Annotated in this window: 17 protein-coding genes and 1 pseudogene; 10 read left to right on the plus strand and 8 right to left on the minus strand. The window is 50.1% G+C overall.

Annotation, left to right across the window (positions count from 1 at the left end; translation table 11 throughout):
• Window positions 1–193: 193 nt before the first annotated feature.
• Window positions 194–1864, minus strand: a complete 1671-nt coding sequence (locus ACSZLD_RS01690) for an SLC13 family permease (protein WP_444684052.1) — start codon at window positions 1862–1864, stop codon at window positions 194–196.
• Window positions 1865–2147: 283 nt separating this feature from the next.
• On the opposite strand from ACSZLD_RS01690, the gene ACSZLD_RS01695 reads away from it, so the two are divergent.
• The gene (locus ACSZLD_RS01695; RefSeq protein ID WP_377910227.1) at window positions 2148–2936 is read left to right on the plus strand and encodes a hypothetical protein; all 789 of its coding nucleotides are present in this window, start codon (window positions 2148–2150) and stop codon (window positions 2934–2936) included.
• Window positions 2937–2939: 3 nt separating this feature from the next.
• Here the strand turns inward: ACSZLD_RS01695 and ACSZLD_RS01700 are convergent, their stop codons facing one another.
• Window positions 2940–3473 (minus strand): hypothetical protein, encoded by a 534-nt coding sequence (locus ACSZLD_RS01700; protein WP_444684053.1) that lies wholly within the window; start codon window positions 3471–3473, stop codon window positions 2940–2942.
• Between the two features lie 46 nt (window positions 3474–3519).
• Window positions 3520–5157, minus strand: a complete 1638-nt coding sequence (locus ACSZLD_RS01705; protein ID WP_444684054.1) for an O-acetylhomoserine aminocarboxypropyltransferase/cysteine synthase family protein — start codon at window positions 5155–5157, stop codon at window positions 3520–3522.
• Window positions 5158–5324: 167 nt separating this feature from the next.
• Here ACSZLD_RS01705 and ACSZLD_RS01710 point away from each other — a divergent pair, with 167 nt between their 5' ends.
• Entirely contained in the window at window positions 5325–6113 is a 789-nt protein-coding gene (locus tag ACSZLD_RS01710) for an HAD family hydrolase (protein WP_444684055.1), read from the plus strand.
• A gap of 794 nt (window positions 6114–6907) precedes the next feature.
• On the opposite strand, the gene ACSZLD_RS01715 is transcribed toward ACSZLD_RS01710, so the two are convergent.
• Window positions 6908–9160, minus strand: a complete 2253-nt coding sequence (locus ACSZLD_RS01715; RefSeq protein ID WP_444684056.1) for a glycoside hydrolase family 65 protein — start codon at window positions 9158–9160, stop codon at window positions 6908–6910.
• Between the two features lie 173 nt (window positions 9161–9333).
• Here ACSZLD_RS01715 and ACSZLD_RS01720 point away from each other — a divergent pair, with 173 nt between their 5' ends.
• The 8 genes and pseudogenes from ACSZLD_RS01720 (at window position 9334) to ACSZLD_RS01755 (ending at window position 19679) form a co-directional block, all read left to right on the plus strand.
• Window positions 9334–10836 carry a sensor histidine kinase gene (locus ACSZLD_RS01720; protein ID WP_444684057.1) on the plus strand — a complete coding sequence of 501 codons (1503 nt, stop codon included), beginning with the start codon at window positions 9334–9336 and terminating at the stop codon, window positions 10834–10836.
• A complete protein-coding gene (locus ACSZLD_RS01725) occupies window positions 10805–12331 on the plus strand; it encodes a response regulator transcription factor (protein WP_444684058.1) in 1527 nt (508 codons plus the stop codon). The genes ACSZLD_RS01720 and ACSZLD_RS01725 overlap by 32 nt, the downstream gene beginning before the upstream one ends.
• A 276-nt stretch (window positions 12332–12607) precedes the next feature.
• Window positions 12608–13963: an ABC transporter substrate-binding protein gene (locus ACSZLD_RS01730; protein WP_444684059.1), complete on the plus strand. Its 1356-nt coding sequence runs from the start codon at window positions 12608–12610 to the stop codon at window positions 13961–13963.
• A gap of 92 nt (window positions 13964–14055) precedes the next feature.
• A complete protein-coding gene (locus tag ACSZLD_RS01735; RefSeq protein ID WP_377910236.1) occupies window positions 14056–14979 on the plus strand; it encodes a carbohydrate ABC transporter permease in 924 nt (307 codons plus the stop codon).
• A complete protein-coding gene (locus ACSZLD_RS01740) occupies window positions 14980–15804 on the plus strand; it encodes a carbohydrate ABC transporter permease (protein WP_377910237.1) in 825 nt (274 codons plus the stop codon). It abuts the gene before it with no gap.
• 70 nt (window positions 15805–15874) lie between these two features.
• Window positions 15875–16417 (plus strand): phosphatase PAP2 family protein, encoded by a 543-nt coding sequence (locus tag ACSZLD_RS01745; RefSeq protein WP_444684060.1) that lies wholly within the window; start codon window positions 15875–15877, stop codon window positions 16415–16417.
• 69 nt (window positions 16418–16486) lie between these two features.
• Window positions 16487–17965, plus strand: a pseudogene (locus ACSZLD_RS01750) (BCCT family transporter).
• Between the two features lie 121 nt (window positions 17966–18086).
• A complete protein-coding gene (locus tag ACSZLD_RS01755) occupies window positions 18087–19679 on the plus strand; it encodes a long-chain-fatty-acid--CoA ligase (protein WP_444684061.1) in 1593 nt (530 codons plus the stop codon).
• 77 nt (window positions 19680–19756) lie between these two features.
• Here the strand turns inward: ACSZLD_RS01755 and ACSZLD_RS01760 are convergent, their stop codons facing one another.
• The 4 genes from ACSZLD_RS01760 to ACSZLD_RS01775 all read right to left on the minus strand — a co-directional run bounded on the left by ACSZLD_RS01760 (window position 19757) and on the right by ACSZLD_RS01775 (window position 23095).
• Complete coding sequence (locus tag ACSZLD_RS01760; protein ID WP_444684062.1) at window positions 19757–19957, minus strand: hypothetical protein; 201 nt, start codon at window positions 19955–19957, stop codon at window positions 19757–19759.
• 19 nt (window positions 19958–19976) lie between these two features.
• Complete coding sequence (locus ACSZLD_RS01765; protein WP_444684063.1) at window positions 19977–20912, minus strand: ArsA family ATPase; 936 nt, start codon at window positions 20910–20912, stop codon at window positions 19977–19979.
• 11 nt (window positions 20913–20923) lie between these two features.
• Entirely contained in the window at window positions 20924–21181 is a 258-nt protein-coding gene (locus tag ACSZLD_RS01770; RefSeq protein ID WP_168005192.1) for a cory-CC-star protein, read from the minus strand.
• A 180-nt stretch (window positions 21182–21361) separates the two neighbouring features.
• The gene (locus ACSZLD_RS01775; RefSeq protein ID WP_444684064.1) at window positions 21362–23095 is read right to left on the minus strand and encodes a carbon starvation CstA family protein; all 1734 of its coding nucleotides are present in this window, start codon (window positions 23093–23095) and stop codon (window positions 21362–21364) included.
• Window positions 23096–23180: the final 85 nt, after the last annotated feature.

Genomic DNA, 23180 nt, shown 5'->3' on the forward strand with positions numbered 1-23180 from the left:
GGAGCAGTCTGTGTACTCATTCAGCTGTGCGCTTCTCTAAAAAACCGCAGCAGCAGTCTCCTTAAACCAGGAGTAATCCATTGCGGGCAAATAAAAAGACCGGCACAGGAATAATCCCTGCCGGTCTTTCAGTGACGTGCTGTCCGTTGTTGTGATCATTTGTCGTACAATTCAGAAGCACGCCTTTGATAAGCTACTGTGGAAATGAGGTTAAGTCGATACCAAATACGATTGGAAGCAGCAGAACAATAAACAACGTAATCATAAGCACAGAGATGAGGTTCATCCAGAATCCGGCTTTGATCATGTCAATCATTTTCAGATAACCCGATCCAAAGACGACCGCGTTCGGCGGAGTCGCTACCGGCAGCATAAAGGCACAGGAGGCAGCGACGGCTGCAGGAACCATCATCGCAAGCGGATGCACGTCAATGGCATAAGCGAGCGAAGCCATGATCGGCATGAGCATCGTCGCGGATGCTGTGTTGGACGTGATCTCTGTAAGGAACGTCACGAGCAGCGTGACACTCATAATGATAATAAAGAATTGAACGCCGACGAGAACAGAGAGCTGCTCACCAATCCAGACATCCAGTCCGCTGTCTCCAAACGCTCCGGCGATAGCGAGACCGCCCCCGAAGAGAATCAAAATGCCCCATGGCACATTTTTAGCTGTTTTCCAGTTCATCAGCTTGGCTCCCTGATAGCGTACTGAAGGAATCAGGAAGAGAACCGCTGCACCAGTGATCGCAATCATCGTATCGTTAATGCTTTCACTGACATATTCCTGAAGTACGTAAACCCGCAGAATCCAGGCAAGTGCTGTCAGTGAGAACACGAGGGCGACAAGCTTTTCATCTCCGCTCATAGGCCCGAGTGCCTGCCGTTCTTTTTGAATAACTTCACGCCCGCCCGGAATCTGCTTCATTTCCATCGGGAAGGCAAATTTAATTAAGTAAACCCAGGCGATGATAATCAGGACAACCGCAAGCGGGACGCCGAACATCATCCAAAGCGCGAAGGAAAGATCAAAATCAAATATCTCTCTCAGCTGTCCAGCTAGAATCGTGTTTGGCGGAGTTCCGATAATTGTACCGAGTCCGCCTATGGAAGCAGAAAAGGCGATTGCGATCATCAGGCTCTTGGCAAATTTATCACGCTGCTGTTCCGCATTTTTAACTGTATCATCATCCACCAGCGAGGAAAGCTGATAAATAATGGCGGTTCCAATCGGCACCATCATCATAGCCGTAGCCGTATTCGATATCCACATGGACAGAAAGCCTGTGGCAGCCATAAAGCCTAACAAAATCCGGCTCGTACTCGTACCGACACCGTAAATGATGCCGAGCGCAATTCGTTTATGCAGGTTCCAGCGTTCCAGAGCGAGGGCGATGATGAACCCGCCAAGGAAGAGAAAGACGATATCGTCCCCGTAGTTCGGTGTCACATCACCGACGCCGATATCCGTTACAAGCGGAAACAAAATGATCGGCAGCAGGGATGTAACCGGGATTGGAATCGCTTCGGTGATCCACCAGGTGGCAATCCAGACCGTTGCTGCGAGGACCCCCCGAGCTTCAGGCGCAAGTCCCTCCGGCTGGAACAGAAAATAAATAATGAAAAAAAGAAGCGGTCCCAATATCAGTCCGACCTTTTGTTTCGGTGTGAAATCCCGGCCGTCCGGAGAAGGTTCGCGGTACGTTCCTGTCATTTTTCCTGATGCCTTGGCCATTCGGCCTGGTTCATCACTTTTCGGTCCGTCCCCACCTATACGGGCTTGGAACAAAAGCAGTTCTTTGATGCGGTCATGGCTGTACCATGCTTTTTCCCATAGCTGTTTTACTTGTGTCAAACGCGTCATCTCCTTTACTGTCACTTTGGAACACTATCTATCATACCGAATTTTGCGAATCTTGAAAGCGCATTATATGGAATTTATGCTTTTTTCAGACGACTGTACGGGTATAGAAGGTAAAGATGGTCCTGATATCCAGTCAGATATCCCCTTCAATGACAGCATGATCCATCGTTTCACTTACTGGAATCGAAGCTGTTCTCATGACAACTTTATGTCAGTCACTCCCTTTAATCGACGGACATGGTATACTGGTAAAGGTTTTTAGTTTCCCTGATGAGGTGAGTACATGCAAAAACAAAAATTATTTATATTAGGTGCGGGAGCGGTGATTCTCCTCGTTCTCTCGACTGTTTTATTTATGATGGACAGCGATCAGCAGGTGATTCAGTCCGATCAAGTGTCCAACGGTGCCGGTTCTGAAACGGCCGTGCAGGAGGAAAACAGCAGTCCCGACGAGGGAGCAGGAACGGAAGGCGGCTCCATCAGCGTGGAAAGCACCGAAGAAAACGGTACTGCATCACTTGATGAAGAAGAGGAAGAAGAATACCGCTCCAGAGCAGAGGACGCGCTCGATGAGTATACCCCGTCCGACTATGAATCATTCAGCTACGATGCGTTTGAAAGCCACGCCTATTTGTATACGATTTATCAGCAGCAGGCAGAAGACAGCGTCATTGAGCAGGATGCTATTCAGTCCAATTCCGAACTTCTGGCACTCGAGCTGGAAGGCTGGCACGACTATGCAGCCGAAGAATACGGATTCACGTTTAATGAACAGGATTTTCTTGACTATGTAGAGGGCGAACAGGAATCCTCGCCCGTCGAAGAAGCAGATGTCCGCATCCTTGTAGAAGAGCTTGAAGCAGTCAGCAGCACCGCCGCTTCCCAGCAGCTTGAATTTCAGTATGCACGGCCTTACATATGGTCACAAATTCAGGATGAGGCAGCTGATGATGCCGGCGTAACTCCGGAAGAGACATCAGAATGGAATCAGCTCTATTTCGAAATTGAACAGCGCGTTTTTGAACGCATCGCCGAGTCGAATCCCTCTTTTATGGAGGGGGAACCGGAATAGCTATTATCCATCCTCCGCGGGAAGATGAAACACAGCCTGCGGAGGGTTTTCTCTGTCGAGAGGATCGCGAACGATCAGGACAGCCCCTTCCGGAATTCCGTCCGGAAGAACCACTCGCATGACAGCGCCGCCCGAACTGCTTTCAGCCTTCAACGCTTCCTCCCCCTCTCCACGGTCTAAATAAACGTCATAAATGAACGCTTCATTATCAGGAAAGCGGATGATAACGGCGGTTTCCTCACTATACTGCTCCTCATACGGAAACTGGTCATGCTCCCGCATTCCACTGAGTGATGCCCGTAAAACAGGCGTTTCGATGTATGTAAAAGACGGAATATGATCCGGCAGCGTGGATTCTGTCGCTTCCAGCATCACCGCTTCCTCGTGACCCAGTCCGCTTGCTCCTTCTTCCGCAGCAAGCTGCAGCTCCTCCGGGACAGGTTGTTCGTCCGCTTCCTCCCTCTCAGCTGCTGCAATAAGCATGACGGCAGCCGCTGCTCCGCATAAGGCGACACTAAAAGTGATCCATTTCAACATAAAAGACCCCCTCCCGCCCGATTATACAGGAGAGAGGGGGGTTCTGCTATTTCCTGTCGAGAAAGGAAAGCATTTCCGGCGGCAGCTGCGTGTTCAGCGTAGACTGTCCTTCGTGGATAACTCCTTTAGGCTTCACGATGCGGATTGCTTTTTCCAGCAGCTCCTGACTGTTTTCAGGAGCATGCACATAATCGATTTCCTGCCCTTCAAGCTCTTTCAAGGATGCTTCATCCACTGCGCGGCTCACCCGGTAGCCGATCCGCTCCCATTTTTTCGTAGACTGTAAAGCAGATGAAAGGCTGACTAGATGTTTACGGCGCGGTCCTTCTGCGGTATACGCGACCGCAGCCCGCACGGCTTCACCATAAAGATCTTCTTCGATCTCCGGTCCTTCCTGCCCTGTAGCCTGCGCAAGTGCATAATCAAGGTCAGCAAACAAATCTTCAACATTCTCGAGACCGACCGAAAGCCTGACCATGTCAGGTGTGACGCCGGACCGCTGCTGGTCCGCTTCACTCAGCTGCAAATGCGTAGTCGAGGCGGGATGAATAATCAGACTCTTTGCATCCCCAACGTTGGCTACATGCGACCACAGCGACACGTGCCGAATAAGCTCCCTTCCGGCTTCCACGCCGCCGTCTATGCCGAAGTTCACAATACCTCCATAGCCGCCGTCTAAATATGTTTCAGCTAAGTCGTGTGCCGGATGTCCCTCCAAACCAGGATACTTCACCCAGTTAACTGCCGGATGTGACTCCAGTCTTTTTGCAACAGCAAGGGCGTTCGCCTGATGACGCTGCATACGCAAGGAAAGTGTCTCCAGCCCCTGCAGAAGCAAAAATGCATTCTGCGGACTCAGCGAAGCGCCGATGTCCCGAAGCAGTTGAACGCGAAGCTTCAAAATAAACGCCATATCTCCAAGGTCAGAGAAAACAAGGCCATTGTAGCTTGGATCGGGTTCATGGAAGTGAGGGAATTTATCTTTGTTCCATTCAAAACGGCCACCGTCGACGACTACGCCGCCAATAGTTGTGCCGTGACCTCCTATCCACTTTGTAGCCGAATGAATCACAATGTCCGCCCCGTGCTGAAGCGGTCTGCACACTGCCGGTGACGCAAACGTGCTGTCTACGATAAGCGGAATGCCATGTTCATGTGCGACATCAGAAATCGTATGAAAATCAAGCACGTGCAGTCCCGGATTTCCAATCGTTTCACCAAAAACAGCTTTTGTATTTTCCTGGATAGCTCCTGCTACTTCATCCGGATTCGTGATATCGACAAACGTGACATCAATGCCGTACTTCGGCAGTGTCATCGAAAATAAATTATACGTACCTCCATAAAGGTGAGAAGCCGCTACAATGTGGTCGCCGCTGTGTGCGATGTTCATAATCGTCATCGTAATTGCCGCCATGCCCGAGGACAGACCGAGCGCACCTACCCCGTCTTCCAAGATGGCCATACGCTTCTCAAACGCATCCACGGTCGGGTTCATAATCCGGCTGTAAATATTACCCGGCTCCGCCAGAGAAAACAACCGCTCCGCATGCTCCGAATCCTCAAATAAATAGGATGTCGTCTGATAAATCGGCACGGCTCGCGACCCCGTAGCCGGATCTGGCACCTGCCCTGCATGAAGCAGCTGTGTAAACAATCCTTGCTCATCGATTCGTTTTCCCATCAGTTATCGAGCCTCCTGTTATAGAATGACTGTCACTATTTCGATTTTGTACTCGCGGTCTCCTGCTCTCACCGGTTAAATAGTTTATAAATTCTAATTTTACAGATAAGCGTTCCTCCGCTAAACTAGGTACATCCGTAAAACCATAACAAGAAGGAGATCTGATGATGAAAAAAGCCGTTTTCTTTGATTTGGATGATACAATCTTATGGGACAAAAAAAGCATTCAGCTTGCGTTTGATGAGACATGCCGCAAAGCGCAGGAGCTCTTTCAGGCAGATGCTGCCCAGCTGGAGGCAGACGCCCGACAAGCAGCAAGATCGCTGTATGCCAGCTATGATACATACGAGTTTACGCAAATGATTGGAATCAACCCGTTCGAAGGACTTTGGGGAAAATTTGAAGATGAGGGGACCAATTTCAACAAAATGGCCGCGATTATCCGGGATTACCAGCTCGGCGTATGGAAAGAAGCACTGGCTGCTCAAAACATCCATGAGCTGGATGCAGCAGAGGTGCTGGCCGATGCTTTCATTGCAGCACGACGACGCTCACCGGTTCTCTTTGATGATGCGATTGATGTCGTCAAGCAGCTCCAGGAGCAAGTTGTTCTCGTTCTCCTGACTAACGGGTCGCCTCAGCTGCAGCAGACGAAGCTCGAAATTACACCGGAAATCGCTCCGCTGTTTGATCACATTATTATTTCAGGCGACTTTGGAAAAGGAAAGCCTGACGTGACACTGTTCGAGTATGCCCTTGAGAAAGCCGGCACCTCGCCGGAGCAGACGTGGATGGTCGGCGATAATCCGAAAACTGACATCCTGGGCGCCAACCGTGCCGGAATCAAGTCCGTCTGGCTGAATCGCGACAATGACCAGCTTCCGGAGGGTATTGAAACCGACTATGAAATTACATCGCTGCCCGAGCTGCTTGACCTGCTTCCGCTCAAGCGTTAAACGATAGAAACGATTAAAGAGCCGGCATCTGCCGGCTCTTTTCAGGCTGTTGATAAAGTCAATTTGTTTACATGTTTATTCGATTGATTGACTTTCCCCTCTGTTTACCGAGCCTGCCGTGGGCTTGCCTTCAGCTATTTCTCAGGATGATCCCGTATGAAGGGAAGGATGGCGCGGCTTCACTCGGACACAGGCTTCTCATGAGAAGCCTTCAAGACATAGTCCGGCTCCGCTCGCGCTTTTCATGCCGTTCAAGTTCGAACGGCGATGAGGCTTCACTCGGACTCAGGCTTCTTACAAGAAGCCTTCAAGACCCAGTCCGGCTCCGCTCGTGCTTGGATGCCGTTCGCAGATCTGAACGGCACGGGATCTTCAGGCTGCGCTAATTCCACGGGCACGCCGGACACAAAGGGAAAATGGATTTGTTTGATGGAGAAAAACGTCTCAATCGCTGGACGCTGCGGCTTTTTTTGGTGGATACGTTGACGTTCATCCCGATTCGACATCGAAGCGCTGCCTAACGAAAGGTTCCCTTTATATGGAACAAGCTCGTGTGAATCATCATCAGGGTTTTAACCGGACAGCCAGCTGCTAAATCGGAGGAAACTCGACTCCGAGAGGATCAGAACGAGGCGAAGATCCGGCGGACGAAAGGAAGAAGCGGTTAGCTGAGGCCGTTCCCTCCGGAAAGCGAGTGTCCGCAGATGCAGGCAGGTGCAACGTTATTCACTTAAAATGACTTTATCCACACTCTGTAAAGAGCCGGCATCTGCCGGATCTTTTTATCGTTCAGATTAGCTGAGGCGAAGCGGTATCTCTTTTGTATCTCCCAGTTTCAGGCTGATCGTCTCATCATGATGCTTAAACGTCAGACTTCCTTCAAGCGCTTCATAGCGGACCAGTTCTTTTTCCAGTTGGACTTCGAGCAGCGCTTCTCTCCAGCGGATCCGAAACGACATCGACTTCCATGCTTTTGGCAGGACCGGTCGGAACAGAAGGCCGCTTTCTTTCACACGCATTCCGGCAAAACCATAAACGAGCGCAAGCCATGTCCCCCCCATATTGGCGAGATGCAGTCCATCCTTCGTGTTCTGATGCGTGTTATCGATATCGAGACGGGCCGTTTCGATAAAGTACCGGTACGCTTTTTCCACGTCTCCGTGCCGCGCCGCCATCATGCTGAACACACAATAGGAAAGGGAGGAATCATGCGTCGTTACCTTCTCGTAGTATTCATACGAATGCTTCATCGTCGCTTCGTCTGCTGTATCCTCCAGCAGAAAATGGGCGAGGACCGTGTCTGCCTGTTTACAGACTTGATAACGGTAAAGCGTCAGAGGGTGGTAGTGAAGCAGCAGCGGGAACTTTTCTTTCGGAGTTGCCGCTAGATCCCACACTTTTTTCTGTAAAAACGTATCGTCCTGCGCATGGATCCCGAGCTTCTCGTCATAAGGAAGATACATCCGCTCTGCGGCTTCTTTCCATGCAGCAATCTCCCCCTTCTCCAGCTCCAGCTTTTGGTTCAGGGCTTGAGCGTCCTTCGCCTCAAGCAGCTCCCAGCACGCAGCTGCCCATTTCAGGTTATACTGCGCCATCGCGTTTGTATAAAAGTTGTTGTTCACGATACACGTATATTCGTCCGGACCCGTCACGTCGTCGATACGAAAGACGCCGTCCTTCATATGACCGGTATCCATCCACAGTCTCGCTGTCTCCGTCAGCAGCTCGGTCAAGTACTCTCTCAAAAATGCTTTTTCGCCGGTAACGAGGTAGTACTGAATAAAGCTGTACGCAATGTCGGCACTAATATGATACTGGGCCGTACCAGCCGGGAAAAAGGCCGAGCACTCGCCTCCGGAGATCGTCCGCCATGGAAAGAGAGCTCCCTTCGTATGACCGACTTCCCTGGCTCTTTTCTTCGCTGCGTTCAGAAGCGAAAATCGATACTTTAACAGCTGGCGCGCGGTATCCGGCCGTGTCATTAAGAAGAAAGGGAACATGTAAATTTCGGTATCCCAGAAATAATGTCCTTCATATCCTTCTCCGGACAGACCTTTTGCAGAAATATTACTGACGGCGTCCCGTCCTGCCGACTGAAGCAGATGAAACAAATTAAAGCGGATGCCCTGCTGCAGCTCCGGATCCCCCTCAATCTCCAGCAGCGTATCCTTCCAAAACGCCTTCAAATATTCATGCTGTGCCTCTTCTGCTTCGGTAAACGATCCGCACTCGCTTAAAAGCCTGGCTGCTGTTTGTTCAAGCTGATCGCCGTGACGGTACGTATCTGTATACATACTCCATCTCGTCAAGACAGCTTTTCCCGAGGACGTATACGAATACGCTTCTTCCGCCCGTCCCTCTCCGCTGGAAACGGTTCTTTCAGCTGGAACGCTGATGGCTGACTTCGATGAGCAGTGAACCGAAAGGGCGCTCTCATACGTGCGGCACGTTACAGACAGGATATCCCCTGCGTCCACCTGTTCGATCGTCAACCGTTTGGCGTGCCCGCTCGCAACACGCGGGTCGTCCGGGTCGGAAAAATTCGATACGTCTCCATTGACGGCCATGCTAATGTGAACGGAAGCTTCCCGTTCTGTTTCAATTTCCACCTGCTGAACAAACAGCTCCTTCACCGTAAACGATACGAGCCGTTTGAAGGTTACGGTCGTTTTCCCCGCTTCTTCATCATGCCAGCTTAAAACACGGATTGATAAACCGCGCTCCATATCAAGCGTACGCTCCATCGTAACAGCTTCTCCGGCTTGCACCTGTCTGCCATTGATCGTCATCAGAATCGTTTGACTGTCGATCACATTCAGCAGTTTCTGCTGGGTCTCAGGAAAAGCGTGCAGCTTCTCCCCGTACGTAATCTCTGTGCTATCATGAAAGGCATTTATATACGTACCTCTGACAGACTTTTTTTCGTCGGAATATCCTTCTTCGAAGTTTCCCCGGACTCCGAGAAATCCGTTGCCGAGAGCGAAGAGACTTTCATTCACAAGAAGCTGCTCTTCATTGCGGTCATTGTTTACCAGCTGCCAGCTCATAGCACCATCCTCCTGTCATTTGTATGTGGTCATGAAAAGGTTTTCATATAGGCATTTTATCAGACTCCCGTCTCGACGGGAAGTTGTTTTTTCAAAGGAGCTGGGCATTCGATCTTTTATCGGCTATACTGATTGAAAACGCTTCCGATATGCTCGGGAAGGGGATGAACAGCATGCGGATTCATCAGAAATTCATGGTGTTTTTCGTGGTGATTTTATGTGCGATGGGCGCGATCTCGTGGTATTTGTATTCGAGCGGGAAAACGACATCAGAGCAGTACGATGACATATTGGACCGTTTTCTCGTGTTAAATGAAATCTCTCAGCATACATCAGAGGCAGCCAGGCACTTTGAGCAGTATTTGCTGCTCCAGTCAGAACCGCAGCTTGATGCCCTTCGTGAAAGTCAGGAAGCACTGGAACAGTCCCGGACGCTGTTCACCGAAATTATGCCTGCAGAACATGATGTTTCGTTATATAAAAACTACTATCACATGCTGGCTTATTTTAATCATGAAATGAACGCAGCGGTTATTACGCAGCGCAGCCAGGAAACAGGCATGCACCTGATTCACCGGGATGAGGCAGAAAAGGTAGCCTCCTGGCTGAATGATACAACGCTTCAGCTCATCAATGCCGAGCTGCGCGATTATCACGACATGCACGCAGCAGCTCTTGAAGCGCGGGAATCCCAGCTGACACTGGCACTAAACGGAGCTGGGCTGTTGTTCCTTACGAGTATTATTTTTACGTACATCATGTCTAAGCGGATTTTACGACCTGTTCGAAAGCTCATTCATCAGTCCAGCGAAATTTCAGCCGGCAATTTTACGGTGGAGGATGTGCCCGTCACAACTGATGAAGTTGGTGTCCTTAGCGCTACATTCAATCAAATGAAGCATAATCTTCAGCAGCTGATTGGGGAAATGAGAGAACGAGCGCGGCTGGAGCGGGTCGTAAAGGATAATGAAATTGAACAGGCGCAGACGCTGCGGCTTTTGAAAGAAATGGAGCTGAAATCTCTGCAAAATCAGATGAACCCTCATTTTCTGTTTAATACGCTTAATACGACAGCTAAAATGGCATATGTCGAGGGGGCTGGCGCGACAAGCCAGCTGATTGTTGCGATCTCAAAGCTGCTGCGTTACAACTTAAAGCCGATCGAGTCCAAGGTCACCCTTGCTGAGGAGCTAAACCATATTCAGAAATACGCAGATATCCAGCGGGCCCGGTTTGGAGAGCGTGTTTCCGTGGAGGTCGATATTCGTACCAGCCACCTTGATCTGCGTCTGCCGGTGCTGACGCTGCAGCCGCTTATTGAAAATGCTTTTATTCACGGACTCGATCCGCTGGAGGAAGGCGGCAGCATTTATATTACAGCAGAAGATACCGTGCGCGGGGCTGCTGTCACGGTCCGGGATACCGGAGTCGGCATGAGTGCGGAAGCGTTAGAACGAGTCGTTTATTCCGGCAGCGGCAGCACCGCGCCGAATGGACATTTAACTGGAATTGGTCTTGTCAATGTGCAGAAGCGCCTTCAGCTTTTGTTTGATGAACCTGATCTAGTAGTCATTCAATCTGAAGAAGGAAAAGGGACAGCGATAACGCTTCACCTTCCTCTGGAGACGAAAGGAGTGATCACCGATGAAGCACCGCATGCTGCTGGTGGAAGATGAGCTGCTGGAGCGCCAGGCGCTTCGACAGATGATCGAAAAGCAGTTTCCACACATTGAAATTGCCGGCGAAGCCTCTTCCGGACGCCAGGCCCTGCAGCTGGCTGAAGAGCTTCATCCGGATATTGTCTCAATGGATATCCGGCTGCCCGGCATGGACGGTCTGCAGACCATTGAGGCGATTCGTCAGACGCAGCCTCATATCAGCTTCATTATTATGTCTGCCTTTGATACGTTTTCGTACGCGAAAAAAGCAATCTCCCTCGGCGTCCACCAGTATTTGCTGAAGCCGTACGACGAGTCCGAGCTTTATGAAACGCTGCTTGAAGTTACTGCTTTACGAGAGAAGGACTGGAAAAGACGCATGGATCACCTGGAGCTCCGGGATCGTCAGGAGCAGGTGCAACGGCTTGCTGCCACTGAATTCACAGCTTCTGCAGCAGAAGACCGGCTGGAAAAGCCTTTTGAGGAAGCTCTCTACGATGTAACTGGAGAACGGGCAGCATCCGTCTGTTCCCTCGTTATACGCTCTGACTCGATTCGCAGCGTATACGGGCTTGTCCAGCAGGAGGTGTTTGCGACCCCCCGGACCCTGAATGGACCCATGTCACCACCTTTCCTGACGATTTTAATCTATTCGACAGAAGACGGAACCGATCCGCGCCGTACGGCCCGCGAGCTGTGGGACCGCATCTCCAGGCGATGTGAAACCGCTGAGCTGACGGTCCGCGCCGGCATGAGCAGCGTGCAGACAGACTTGGATTCTGCTCCGTCGTTAATCAAGGAAGCTCGCCGGAAAGCGTCTTCCGGAAAGCGGGAATACGCTCTGACTACATCCATACCAGCTGTTCAGGACCGACCTGCCCTGCTTCCGGAAACGAAGCTCTTCGACTTGTTCAGGCTCGGTAAGTTGAAAGAAGCAGAGACACTCATTACCGACTTTACAAATGAACTGCGGATGGCGGCTTCTGCTCCATCGCCGCACCTGATGGAAGAAATGCTCGTCGTCTGCTCTCGAAGCGGTGATCCTGTATTCGCATGGGACCGTAGACCTGTGCCGGAGGAGCCTGAAGAAGCAGCTGACTATTTGGAACGTGTGCTGATGAGCTGGGTTCGGGAGCGTGCGCAGCAGCTGCAGGAGCTTGAGTCCGAGACTGTTCCAGTTTTAATCGAATACCTGCAGCGCCATTACATGGAAGAGGTGACGCTGGAGTCGGTATCCAGCTATGTCCACCTCTCCCCTGCCTATGTAAGCAGACGCTTTAAGGAGGTGACCGGCTCCACGTTTATTGAACACCTGTCTGCCATTCGCATTGAGAAAGCAAAAGAACTGCTGGCTGTATCTGCAATGCCGCTTAAGGAAATCTGCTTTGCAGTCGGGTATCACGATCCGAATTACTTTAGTAAAGTATTCCGCCGGCAGACCGGCAGCTCTCCAAGAGAATACCGGCAGGAAAAAAAGCTGGAGCAGCTCGTGACTGAAACGGATCCAGACTAAGGGCCTAATCGCGGCAGCAACCGGACGCTGAAATCTGGCGTCCGGTTTGTTTGAGATCAAAAAATGGCTTCAGCAGACCTCTCCGATAAAATAATCCCTTCTTCCAACAAAATAATGCTAGTTGAGCCCGCTTTTTTGTAAACGCTTACAACCATGTAAAATAATCACCTGTCTTTCGCTTAAATAGTCAGAATTTTTTGAGCCTGCAAATGATAAAACTATGATTAACTGAATATGGATACACGATTCAGCACTATTTTAAGGGGGTAAGAAGCAGTGAAAAAATCACTATGGCTCAGCGTTATTTTCGGTTCGCTTTTGGTTACAGCAGCTTGTGGCGGAGAGGAAATGAACTCTATCGATCCGGATGCAGAAGATCCGGCTGATGCAGAAGAGGAAACAAACGAAGCAAATGACGGAGATGAAGCTACCAACAACGAAGCGTCCGGAGACGGTGAAGAGCTGGAAATCTTCAGCTGGTGGACAGGTGCAGGTGAAGAAGCTGGACTTCTCGCAATTATTGATCTGTTTGAAGAACAAAACCCGGATGTTGAAGTCGTAAATGCTGCTGTCGCCGGCGGAGCCGGTACAAACGCCCAGGCCGTTCTTGCAAGCCGTATGCAGGGAAATGATCCTCCGGGCACCTTTCAGATTCACGGCGGCGCTGCTCTTAACACCGGCTGGGTTGAAGCAGGCAGAATGGAACCTATTACAGATATTTATGAAGAAGAAGAATGGATGGACAAATTCCCGGAAGATTTAATCGACATGGTGACTACCGACGATGACATTTATTCTGTACCGGTAAACATTCATCGAAGCAACGTGGTATTTTACAATGCCGGTATTTTTGAAGAGCACGGTCTGGAAGCGCCAACGACGTTTGATGAGTTTTATGAAGTAGCAGATGAGCTTGAGGAAGCAGGAATAACACCGCTTGCACTTGGCGACCGGGAGAGCTGGACATCGCTGCACCTCCTGGAAACGGTGATGCTGGGCGTGCTCGGACCGGAGGGCTATAACGATCTCTGGACAGGGGATCTCGCATTTGATTCACCGGAGTTTGAGGAAGTCATCGATGAATTTGATCGAATGCTCGATTATATTAACGACGATCACGCAGCCCGGAACTGGCAGGATGCTGCGCAAATGGTAGCTGAAGGCGACGCCGCCATGAACATTATGGGCGACTGGGCAGCCGGTTACTTTGCAACAGATCTCGGGCTGGAGCCGAATGAGGACTTCGGATGGGCGGCAACGCCGGATACAGAGGGTATGTTCATGGTCGTAACAGACAACTTTGGACTTCCGTCCGGTGTCGAGAATCCGGAAACGGTGAAAGACTTCCTGCGTTTCCTTGGTTCAGTAGAAGCACAGGACACGTTTAACCCGCTGAAAGGATCGATTCCTGCACGCGTCGATGCTGATCCGGAAGAGTATAACGAGTACGGACAGTCTACGATTGAAGACTTCCAGGATGCCGTATTGACGCCGAGTCTGGCTCATAACTCTGCTGCTCCTGCCGGCTTCGTTTCGCAAGCGGATCAGGCTGTCAACGTCTTCGTTTCCTCCCGGGATAAAGAGCAAGTCATTCAAGCGCTGCAGCAGGCTCAGGACGATAACATCGAGTAGCCGCTGGGGACATAAAGCGGGAGCAGCTTTCCATGTTGGAAAGACGCTCCCGTTTTTCAGGAAAACGCCTGCTGAAGGAGTGTGATCACACAATGAATACCAATCGGGCCGGTTCAGACAGATGGATGTCCATTCTGTTTATCCTCCCTTCCATTATTGCAATCGCGATTTTTGTATACGGCTTCATCAGCTGGACCGGCTACGTGTCTTTCTCCAACTGGAACACGCTCACTCCGGACTTTTCATTTGCCGGTTTGCAAAATTACGCGTTTCTGCTCCAGGACTACCGCTTTCAGTCCGGGATGAGAAATACGCTGTTCTTTACGATCTTTTTTATTTTCGGCGTGCTGTTTATGGGCTTTATGCTCGCCACTTTTATCGATTCGAATATAAAACAGGAGTGGTTTTTTCGGAACGTCTTCCTGTTCCCGATGGCTCTCTCCTTCGTCGTTACGGGGGTCGTCTGGCAGTGGCTCCTGAATCCGAGTACAGGCGTCAATATTCTGTTTGCCATGCTCGGCTTTGATTCAGTACCAGCCTGGTATACGAGTACGACGATCGCATTTGGGTTTCCGCTCGGCTCCATAGAATTTGGTCTGCCGGTGGCGATGCTTTCCGTCGTGATTGCTGCCGTCTGGCAGATGACCGGCTTCTCTCTTGCGATGTACCTTGCCGGGCTGCGCGCCATTCCTGATGAAATAAAGGAAGCAGCCCGCATGGACGGCGCAACCGAATTTCAGATTTACCGGAAAGTTATCTTTCCGATGCTGCTGCCGATCACCGTCAGTATCGTGATTATTATGGGGCACATGTCGCTTAAGATTTTTGATTTAATTTATGCGATGACCGGTTCCGGGGCTAACTTTGTCACCGATGTACCTGGTGTGTATATGTTCGAAACAACGTTCCGTGCGAACTTCTTTGCAAACGGCGCTGCGATCGCGATGATCATGCTTGCACTGGTAGCTGTTATTATGGTGCCGTACCTCATCTCGGCGAGAAAGGGGGAATCGTAAATGGTTTTGAAAAGTCCTGTCAGTAAATTTCTCGTCTATACGCTTTTAATCATCATGTCCCTGTTCTTTCTGATGCCGATTTACGTCATGGTCATCACGAGCTTAAAGCCGCTCGACGAAGTGTCTCTGACGCAGATGTGGGCACTCCCCTCTTCGATTTCCTTTGAGGCATACGGCTTTGCGTTCGAACGGCTCGCACCAAACTTTATGAATACGATCTATCTCGTCGTACCTGCCACTATTCTATCGGCGATGCTCGGCTCATTAAACGGCTATGTGCTGTCGAAATGGAAGTTTAAAGGATCAGACTGGATTTTTACTGCTATCCTGTTCGGCATGTTTATTCCATACCAGAGCATTCTGATTCCGCTGATTCAATTTCTGCAGGGTGTCGGCCTGTACAATACGATTCCGGGACTGATTCTCGTTCACGTCGTGTACGGTATTCCGATCACGACGCTGATTTTCCGCAACTTTTATGCTTCGATCCCCGGTGATCTAATCGAAGCCGCACGAATCGACGGAGCAGGATTTCTGAGTATCTACGGAAAGATCATTTTTCCTCTTTCGATTTCAGGCTTCGTGGTCGTCTGCATCTGGCAGTTTACAAACATTTGGAACGAATTTTTGTTCGCTGTCAGTATTACGAGCACCGGATCTCAGCCGATTATGGTCGCACTGCAGAACCTGTCGGGGAGTCAGATCGTGCAGTGGAACGTACAAATGGCTGGTGCCCTTCTTGCCGCACTGCCGACCCTGCTCGTGTATATCTTCGTTGGAAAATACTTTGTCAGAGGGCTTTTAGCCGGCTCTGTCAAAGGCTGAATCCTGTTTATGAGCAGCTGTTTCAGGGAATTCTTCTACAAAAGCTACTACGCTTCGTTGGAGGATACTCATGAAACAGCTGTTTGCAATGGATCGACAATTACTGGAGCTGTTTAATCAGCAGTGGACATCTCCAGCCATGGACCCGTTTATGCGCACCGCAACAATCGCAAGCGATATCGGCTTAATCTGGTATGCTGCAGCCGTACTTCTGATGCTTGCGGTTCGCTGCAGCCGTGCGCGACTGGCAGGCGCGGCAATGATCATTGCCAACGGCGCCGCTTTTTTATTTCAGGCGCTGGTAAACCTTATTCTCCCCCGCCCCCGTCCTCCACTCGTTGAAGAAGGCATCCGCTTCCTCGTAGAGACGCCAGCCTCAAGCTCTTTTCCCTCAGCTCACGCAGCCACCTCTGCAGCTGCTTGCACCGCGCTCGTTTTCTTTTATCCGAGAGCCGCTTGGCTTGCCGTGCCATTCGTCTTGCTTTTTGCCTATACAAGGTTGTATGCAGGGGTTCATTACCCAAGTGATACGTTAGCAGGTCTTGCAGCCGGTGCAGGAATCGGCATTCTTGCTGCTAAAGCTGTCCAGCTGCTAAACAGCCGACGCTCTTAAGGTAAAAAACGGCAAGTACCGGTGTGATAAACTGGTGAGGAGACAACTGAATAGAAGGGATGGATGTGTATGAAAGAAAGATTTACGATTGTCTTAAAGGTTTCCATTTTTCTCGCAGCTGTATTTGTTGCTGTCGGTATTTTTATTCCAGAAACGATGGGAAATGCGTTTGCCGAAATTCAAGCCTTTATGTTTACGACATTTGGGTGGTATTTTCAGATTCTGACTACGCTGTTCTTTATTTTTGCTATCTACCTGGGCTTAAGTCGTCACGGTGGGGTCCGCCTGGGTTCCCCGGATGAAAAACCTGAGTTCAGCAGACCTGTCTGGTTTTCCATGCTGTTCTCTGCTGGCATTGGGATTGGCCTCTTCTTCTTTGGAATTGCAGAGCCGATTGATCATTTCTCTGCGCCGCCTGTTGGTGAAGGAGGCACTGAAGCCGACGCTGTTGGAGGAGTTACTTAAACTTGGCTTCACTGGGGACTGCATGCATGGGCGATTTACGCTCTGGTTGCGTTGGCGCTGGCGTTGCAGCAGTTCCGCTATAAGGCTCCCGGTCTGATGAGCACAACGCTGTCACCTGTATTCGGCGCTAAAATGAAGGGACCGCTCGGCCATATGGTAGATATCATCGCCGTATTTGCCACCATTTTCGGCGTGGCTGCCTCTCTTGGACTTGGTGCGCAGCAAATTAACGCCGGGCTGGAGTATGTGTTTGGTGTTCCTTACAACTTTGCTGTTCAGCTGCTGATCATGATGATCATTACCATTATTTTCGTAACGTCGGCAATGACGGGAATTCACAAAGGGATCAAGTATTTAAGCACAATTAATATTTCCTTATCCGGCCTGTTTCTGCTGTTCATCGTGATAGCAGGACCGACCTTGTTTTTATTAAACATGTTTGCGTCGAGTCTCGCCCATTATGCCGCTACCTTTATACCTATGGGGATGCGGATGAGCCCGGTCGATGCTCAGGAAGCAGATTGGACACAGGCATGGACGGTCTTTTACTGGGCATGGTGGATTTCCTGGACACCGTTTGTCGGCATGTTTATCGCGCGGGTTTCCAGAGGAAGAACGATCCGGGAATTTATTTTTGGAGTAATCCTTGCACCGAGTCTCGTCACCTTCTTCTGGTTTGCGATGCTTGGCGGCACCGGTATTTACCTGGAGCTTTACGAATCCATTCCAATTTCAGATGAATCGCTGGAAACAGCTTTATTCGCCGCGCTTCAGGAGCTCCCGCTTACGACATTTGTATCTGTTGCAGCCATGGCGATCGTGATTATCTTTTTTGTCACCACTGCCGACTCTGCAACGTTTGTACTCGGCATGCAGTCTACGGGCGGACGGCTGAATCCGCCGCCGTCCATCAAAGTGATGTGGGGCGTTATTTTCGTCAGTATCACCTCCATTCTGCTCCTCGTAGGCGGATTAGATGCCTTTCAGACCGCAATTGTCGTACTGGCACTTCCGTTGTCCGTCATTATGATTTTTATGTGCGTCGGCATTATGAAAATATTGAACGAAGAAAAACAGGCATAAACCAGACCGAAGCTTCCTTATTTGGAGGCTTCGGTCTGCCTGCTTGATATCTGAATATTCTTGACCTTCTTCATGAAAGCGGTTACGATTTTAGTATACATATTTTGGAGGAGGCACGTTTATGCATGTTCCTTTGTTACTAACAGACTTTCTTGATCGGGCTGTTCGTATTTACGGACGTGAAACCGCCGTTATTGATGGAGATGTCACATTGACATACAATGACGTTTTTCATCGTGTACAGCAGCTTTCCCATGGTCTGCATGATCTCGGCATCCAAAAAGGCGACCGGGCAGCCTATCTGGCGCCAAATTCACATGAAATGTTTGAGGGATTTTACGGTGTGTTTCAAACAGGTGCCGTTATGACTCCCCTTAATACGAGGCTCAAGCCTGAAGACTATATTTTTATCTTGAATCACAGCGAATCGAAGGTTCTGTTTGTTGATTACACGCTGTATGATACCGTTAAAAAGATCCGCTCCGAACTGGAGACAGTGCACACGGTCATCGTACATGGAGCGGAGGAAACAGCAGATGGAGACCTTGCTTATGAAGCTTGGCTGAATCGTTATCCAGCTGATCCGTTTGATCGTGCCGAGCTGGAAGAAACGGATACCGCGAGCCTTCTCTATACGAGCGGTACAACCGGCAATCCAAAAGGGGTTATGCTGAGCCATCGCAGTAATTACCTCCATGCGCTGACGACGATGCATCATCTGCGTGTCACCGATAACGATACGCTGCTCCACGTCCTGCCTATGTTTCACGTAAACGGCTGGGGGTCGCCGTTTTACTATACGGCAAATGGCGCCTGCCAGGTGATGCAGCGCAACATCGATGCTGACAGCATCCTTGATACTATCCAGCAGCACCGCGTGACCGTCTGCCATATGGCTCCGACTGTGCTGAATATGCTGATCGAAGCCTATACGGAACGGCGCGATTCATATTCCAATGAGCACAGCGTTCGGGTTGTGATCGCCGGATCCGCTCCTCCGCCTGCCTTCGTTACACGGGTGGAAGAGGATTTAAAATGGGAATTCATACAAGTGTACGGAATGACGGAAATTGCGCCGCTCGTAACGACTTCGCAGCCGCTCCGCTATCATGATAATCTGAAGCCGGAACAGCTTCATCGCATGAAATCGAAGCAGGGCGTGCCGCTGATCGGATCCGATGTGCGTGTCGTAACTGAAGACGGTGAAGAAGTCCCACATGATGGTCAAACTGCCGGGGAAATTGTCGTTCGCTCTAATAATGTCATGGAGGGATACTGGCAGAATCCGCAGGCAACGGCTGATACGATCCGCGATGGCTATTTGCATACAGGTGATATGGCGAACGTCGATGAAGATGGCTTTATCGAGATCGTCGATCGCAAAAAGGACGTGATCATCAGCGGCGGCGAAAATATCTCTTCTATTGAAGTGGAAGGATGCCTATATGATCATCCGGATGTCCTGGAGGCTGCCGTGATCTCCGTCCCTCATGAAAAGTGGGGGGAAGTGCCCCATGCAGTAGTAGTGCTGCGCGAAGGTGCTTCAGCTGATGAAGAAACGCTGATTGCGTTTGCCAGAGAAAAACTTGCTCATTTCAAAGCTCCAAAAGGGATTACGTTTACCCATGCACTTCCGAAAACGGCTTCCGGTAAAATTCAAAAAGTCCAGATTCGCAAACCGTTCTGGGAAGGAAAGGACCGCTTCATTAATTAATCAAACGCTCTTCATTTCCGGATTCTGCTCGTACCCGTAAAAAAGCTTCAGGACGTCGCATCGCCCTGAAGCCTATCTCAGTGAGGTACACCGCCGCTTCCAGGCGGCCGGTTGTCCCGGTTTTTTTCGATCATTTCGGCACGCTTGCGTTCGAACTCCTTTTGTTCTTCCGTTCTTCCGTCATACGACGTGTACTGTTTCCTCTGTTTTCGCTGGTCCAGAAGAATGCCCCCGGCAACAATAGCAATCAACCCGAGTACTACTGCAAGTCCACCCATCGGCTGCTCCTTTCTCTGTTCAGCTTTCTTCTTTTAAACTCCGGCTGAACAGCTTCAGTTTTTCTAAATCGCTTATATCGTGAGGCTGAAGCGGGATGATAATCCGTTTCTGATGCGGAAATGTCTCCTCGATCAAATCCAAATACGTATGCTCATGCTTTCTCCGTTCTGCTAAAAAGGAACCGTCCGCATCGTCCGGAAGTACCTTGTTGACGACGAGTGTTTCCACATGCAGATCATATTGGTTTAAAAGTGTCAGTGCCTTTTTTGTCTCCAGCACCGGCAACCGCTCCGGATTTAAGACGAACACGAACCCGGTGATCTCCGGATTCAGCAAAATGTCCCTGGCTTTCTTAAACCGTTCCTGCCTTTCAAGGAGGACCTCATAAATCGGATCCTCAATCGGTTCTCCGTCGTGCAGCAGCCGGCTGTAATTTTCATTTGTTTTCTTCCGCTTTTTTAACAGTCCTTCTATCCACACACCCATCAGCTCAGGCAGCGACAGCAGGCGGATCGTGTGGCCGGTCGGTGCCGTATCGATCACAAGCCGGTCGTACGATTGACGCTCCTCCAGTATGAGTGAAATCAGCTTATCAAACATAGCTGCCTCGTCTGCCCCGGGCGATGCTTTAGCCGTATCAAGCTGCCTGTTTACTTCCTCCATCATCCCGCTGTGCACCGTATGACGAATGTTTGATCGAACAGAATCAATGTAACGCTCCGTCTCTGTTTCCGGATCAATTTCAAGGGCGTCCAGATTTTCCGACACGTTGACCGGGGCACCGCCTATATGTTTATTAAAAATATCTCCTGTATTGTGCGCAGGATCGGTAGAAACGAGCAGTGTTTTCCTGCCCTCAGCCGATGAAAGCAGCGCCAGAGCAGAAGCTGTTGTCGATTTTCCGACCCCTCCTTTTCCGCCTACGAACACTATCTCTTTTTCCGTCAGACTCATCCTCGGCCTCCTTAGCAGCAGCGAATTCCGTTAAGCGGTGATTTGTCCATGCCCATCCGCAGGTGCCATTCGTGAAATTCCTCCAGCATATGCGGATACAGCTCCAGCGTGTAATAATAGACCGGATTTGGGATGCCGATCATTTCCGAGTACAGCATCAGCATAAACAGATCGTCTTCATCCCGCAGCTCCCTGGCAATTTCCTGGCGGTGGTTCAGGCTGATCACTTCTTCGTAGTAGCGGATGAGCTTTTTCACACTATCCAGCACAGGCTCCGCCTCCTTTTATGAACGTATACCTTTATTATCGCATACTTTTCCGTCCCGGAGGAAATACCAGAATGCGTCTTACGCCGGATTTTAAGCATCTGGACCGGAGACGCTTCACATACGCACTCAATCTTTGAAAAAGCACAAAGGCCGCCTCTAAACGAGACAGCCCGGGCAAAATTAATCGTTGTCAATCGGATCATTTCCAGTTTTCGCCATCACAGAGAAAGCCGTGAGCGCAATCCAAAGAGCGAAGACGAAGTTAATCGCACCGAAGACAAACAGAAGCGTGTTCGAACCGTCTGCCCACCAGGCCCATTGGAATACGACCTGCTGGAACAATGCATACATCGTCATAAATAGCAGGAAAACCATTGGAATGAGCGTGTAGATGTAATTTCTGCCCAACCGTTTCAGCCAAAGAGAGATTAGCAGCAGACTGATTCCAGCCAGCAGCTGGTTACTTGTTCCAAACAGCGGCCAGAGCAGATACCCGCCGGAACCGAAGCCCTGAGGACCTTCCGGAATAAGCACAAGCGCTGCAGTAGAACCAACTGCAATCGTAGTGGCCACGTGCGTCTTCGTAAGTGCCGGCACCTTATATTCCGTACCGAGCTCTGAAATAATGTAGCGCATAAGACGGACGGACGTATCAAGCGTTGTGGCAGCAAAACTGACGACAATGATGGACACGATCGTGGTGGCCACTGCCTGAGGAATCATCAGCCCCTGCGCCAGATTTCCGGCCCCTTCAACGAAGTTTCCAAGCCCGATAGCTCCAGCACTTTCAAAGCTGTCATAAGCTCCAAGGAACTCATCAGCATTTGCAAACAGCGTGACGACGGCCATGATGGAAACGAGAGCAAGAATCCCTTCTCCTACTGCACCAAAGTAGCCGACAAAACGCGCGTCGGTTTCTTTGTTCAGCTGCTTGGAGGACGTTCCCGACGAAACGAGTCCGTGGAAACCTGAAATCGCCCCGCAGGCAATCGTGATAAAGAGAAGCGGCATCCAGGATGTGTCTGCACCCGGATTAGTCGCCGGCGCAGTAATCTCCGGATTCGTCAGGAACAGGCCAAGATAAAGAATGGCCAGACCGACTACAAGCTGGTGAGAGTTGATAAAATCCCGCGGCTGCAGGAGCTTCCACACCGGCAGCGTTGACGCAACATAGACGTACGCAAGTAAAATCAAAATCCAGATAAAGAAAGCAGTTGATACCGCCCCTAGACCAAACAGACCTGCCGCTTCCTCGCCGCCCATATAACGGACGAGGTCAATTTGCAGAAACTCTGTTCCGCTCGCTACAATCGCAGTAGCATACATCACCGCAAGCGCTACCAGCGACGGGACGAGCATTTTAACATTGCGCTTGTATACAGCATAGCCGATCCAGATAGCAAGCGGAATCTGAATAAAGACCGGTATAACACTTGCCGGGTATGTAATAAACAGATTGGCTATGACCCATGCAAATACGGCGTTGACCATAAGAACGAGAATAAGAATGATAAATAAAAACAGAATTTTTCCCCGCTGGCCGATCAGCTTATTTGCCAGTGTTCCGATCGACTGTCCTTTATTTCGAACAGAGAGGACAAGTGTACCAAAGTCGTGGACACCGGCTGCAAACACGGTACCTAATACGACCCAGAGGACCGCCGGGAGCCAGCCCCAGTAAACGGCGATTGCCGGTCCTAAAATAGGTGCAGCACCGGCGACCGATGTAAAGTGGTGCCCCCAGAGAACGTATTTGTTGGTCGGAACAAAATCGACTCCATCCTTGTATTTATGTGCTGGTGTCACATAGTCAGGATCGAGCCGGTAAATACGTTCTGTAATAAACTTTGAATAGAAGCGATAACCGAGCGCAAAGACGATCAGCCCTGATACCGCAACCAGAATCGCAGACATAGAACCCCTCCTTTTTGTAAGCGCTTCACTTAATGCGCACCTCTCATTTTATCAGAAATCGAAATTTTGTAAATATTATTTATTT

The sequence above is a fragment of the Alkalicoccus luteus genome, assembly GCF_052061695.1.
GTDB lineage: Bacteria > Bacillota > Bacilli > Bacillales > Salisediminibacteriaceae > Alkalicoccus > Alkalicoccus luteus.

Excerpts from the sequence above, each read along its gene's own strand:
- ACSZLD_RS01690 (WP_444684052.1), bottom strand. The coding sequence starts at position 1,864 with ATGACGCGTTTGACACAAGTAAAACAGCTATGGGAAAAAGCATGGTAC.
- ACSZLD_RS01695 (WP_377910227.1), top strand. The coding sequence starts at position 2,148 with ATGCAAAAACAAAAATTATTTATATTAGGTGCGGGAGCGGTGATTCTC.
- ACSZLD_RS01700 (WP_444684053.1), bottom strand. The coding sequence starts at position 3,473 with ATGTTGAAATGGATCACTTTTAGTGTCGCCTTATGCGGAGCAGCGGCT.
- ACSZLD_RS01705 (WP_444684054.1), bottom strand. The coding sequence starts at position 5,157 with ATGGGAAAACGAATCGATGAGCAAGGATTGTTTACACAGCTGCTTCAT.
- ACSZLD_RS01710 (WP_444684055.1), top strand. The coding sequence starts at position 5,325 with ATGAAAAAAGCCGTTTTCTTTGATTTGGATGATACAATCTTATGGGAC.
- ACSZLD_RS01715 (WP_444684056.1), bottom strand. The coding sequence starts at position 9,160 with ATGAGCTGGCAGCTGGTAAACAATGACCGCAATGAAGAGCAGCTTCTT.
- ACSZLD_RS01720 (WP_444684057.1), top strand. The coding sequence starts at position 9,334 with ATGCGGATTCATCAGAAATTCATGGTGTTTTTCGTGGTGATTTTATGT.
- ACSZLD_RS01725 (WP_444684058.1), top strand. The coding sequence starts at position 10,805 with ATGAAGCACCGCATGCTGCTGGTGGAAGATGAGCTGCTGGAGCGCCAG.
- ACSZLD_RS01735 (WP_377910236.1), top strand. The coding sequence starts at position 14,056 with ATGAATACCAATCGGGCCGGTTCAGACAGATGGATGTCCATTCTGTTT.
- ACSZLD_RS01740 (WP_377910237.1), top strand. The coding sequence starts at position 14,980 with ATGGTTTTGAAAAGTCCTGTCAGTAAATTTCTCGTCTATACGCTTTTA.
- ACSZLD_RS01745 (WP_444684060.1), top strand. The coding sequence starts at position 15,875 with ATGAAACAGCTGTTTGCAATGGATCGACAATTACTGGAGCTGTTTAAT.
- ACSZLD_RS01755 (WP_444684061.1), top strand. The coding sequence starts at position 18,087 with ATGCATGTTCCTTTGTTACTAACAGACTTTCTTGATCGGGCTGTTCGT.
- ACSZLD_RS01760 (WP_444684062.1), bottom strand. The coding sequence starts at position 19,957 with ATGGGTGGACTTGCAGTAGTACTCGGGTTGATTGCTATTGTTGCCGGG.
- ACSZLD_RS01765 (WP_444684063.1), bottom strand. The coding sequence starts at position 20,912 with ATGAGTCTGACGGAAAAAGAGATAGTGTTCGTAGGCGGAAAAGGAGGG.
- ACSZLD_RS01775 (WP_444684064.1), bottom strand. The coding sequence starts at position 23,095 with ATGTCTGCGATTCTGGTTGCGGTATCAGGGCTGATCGTCTTTGCGCTC.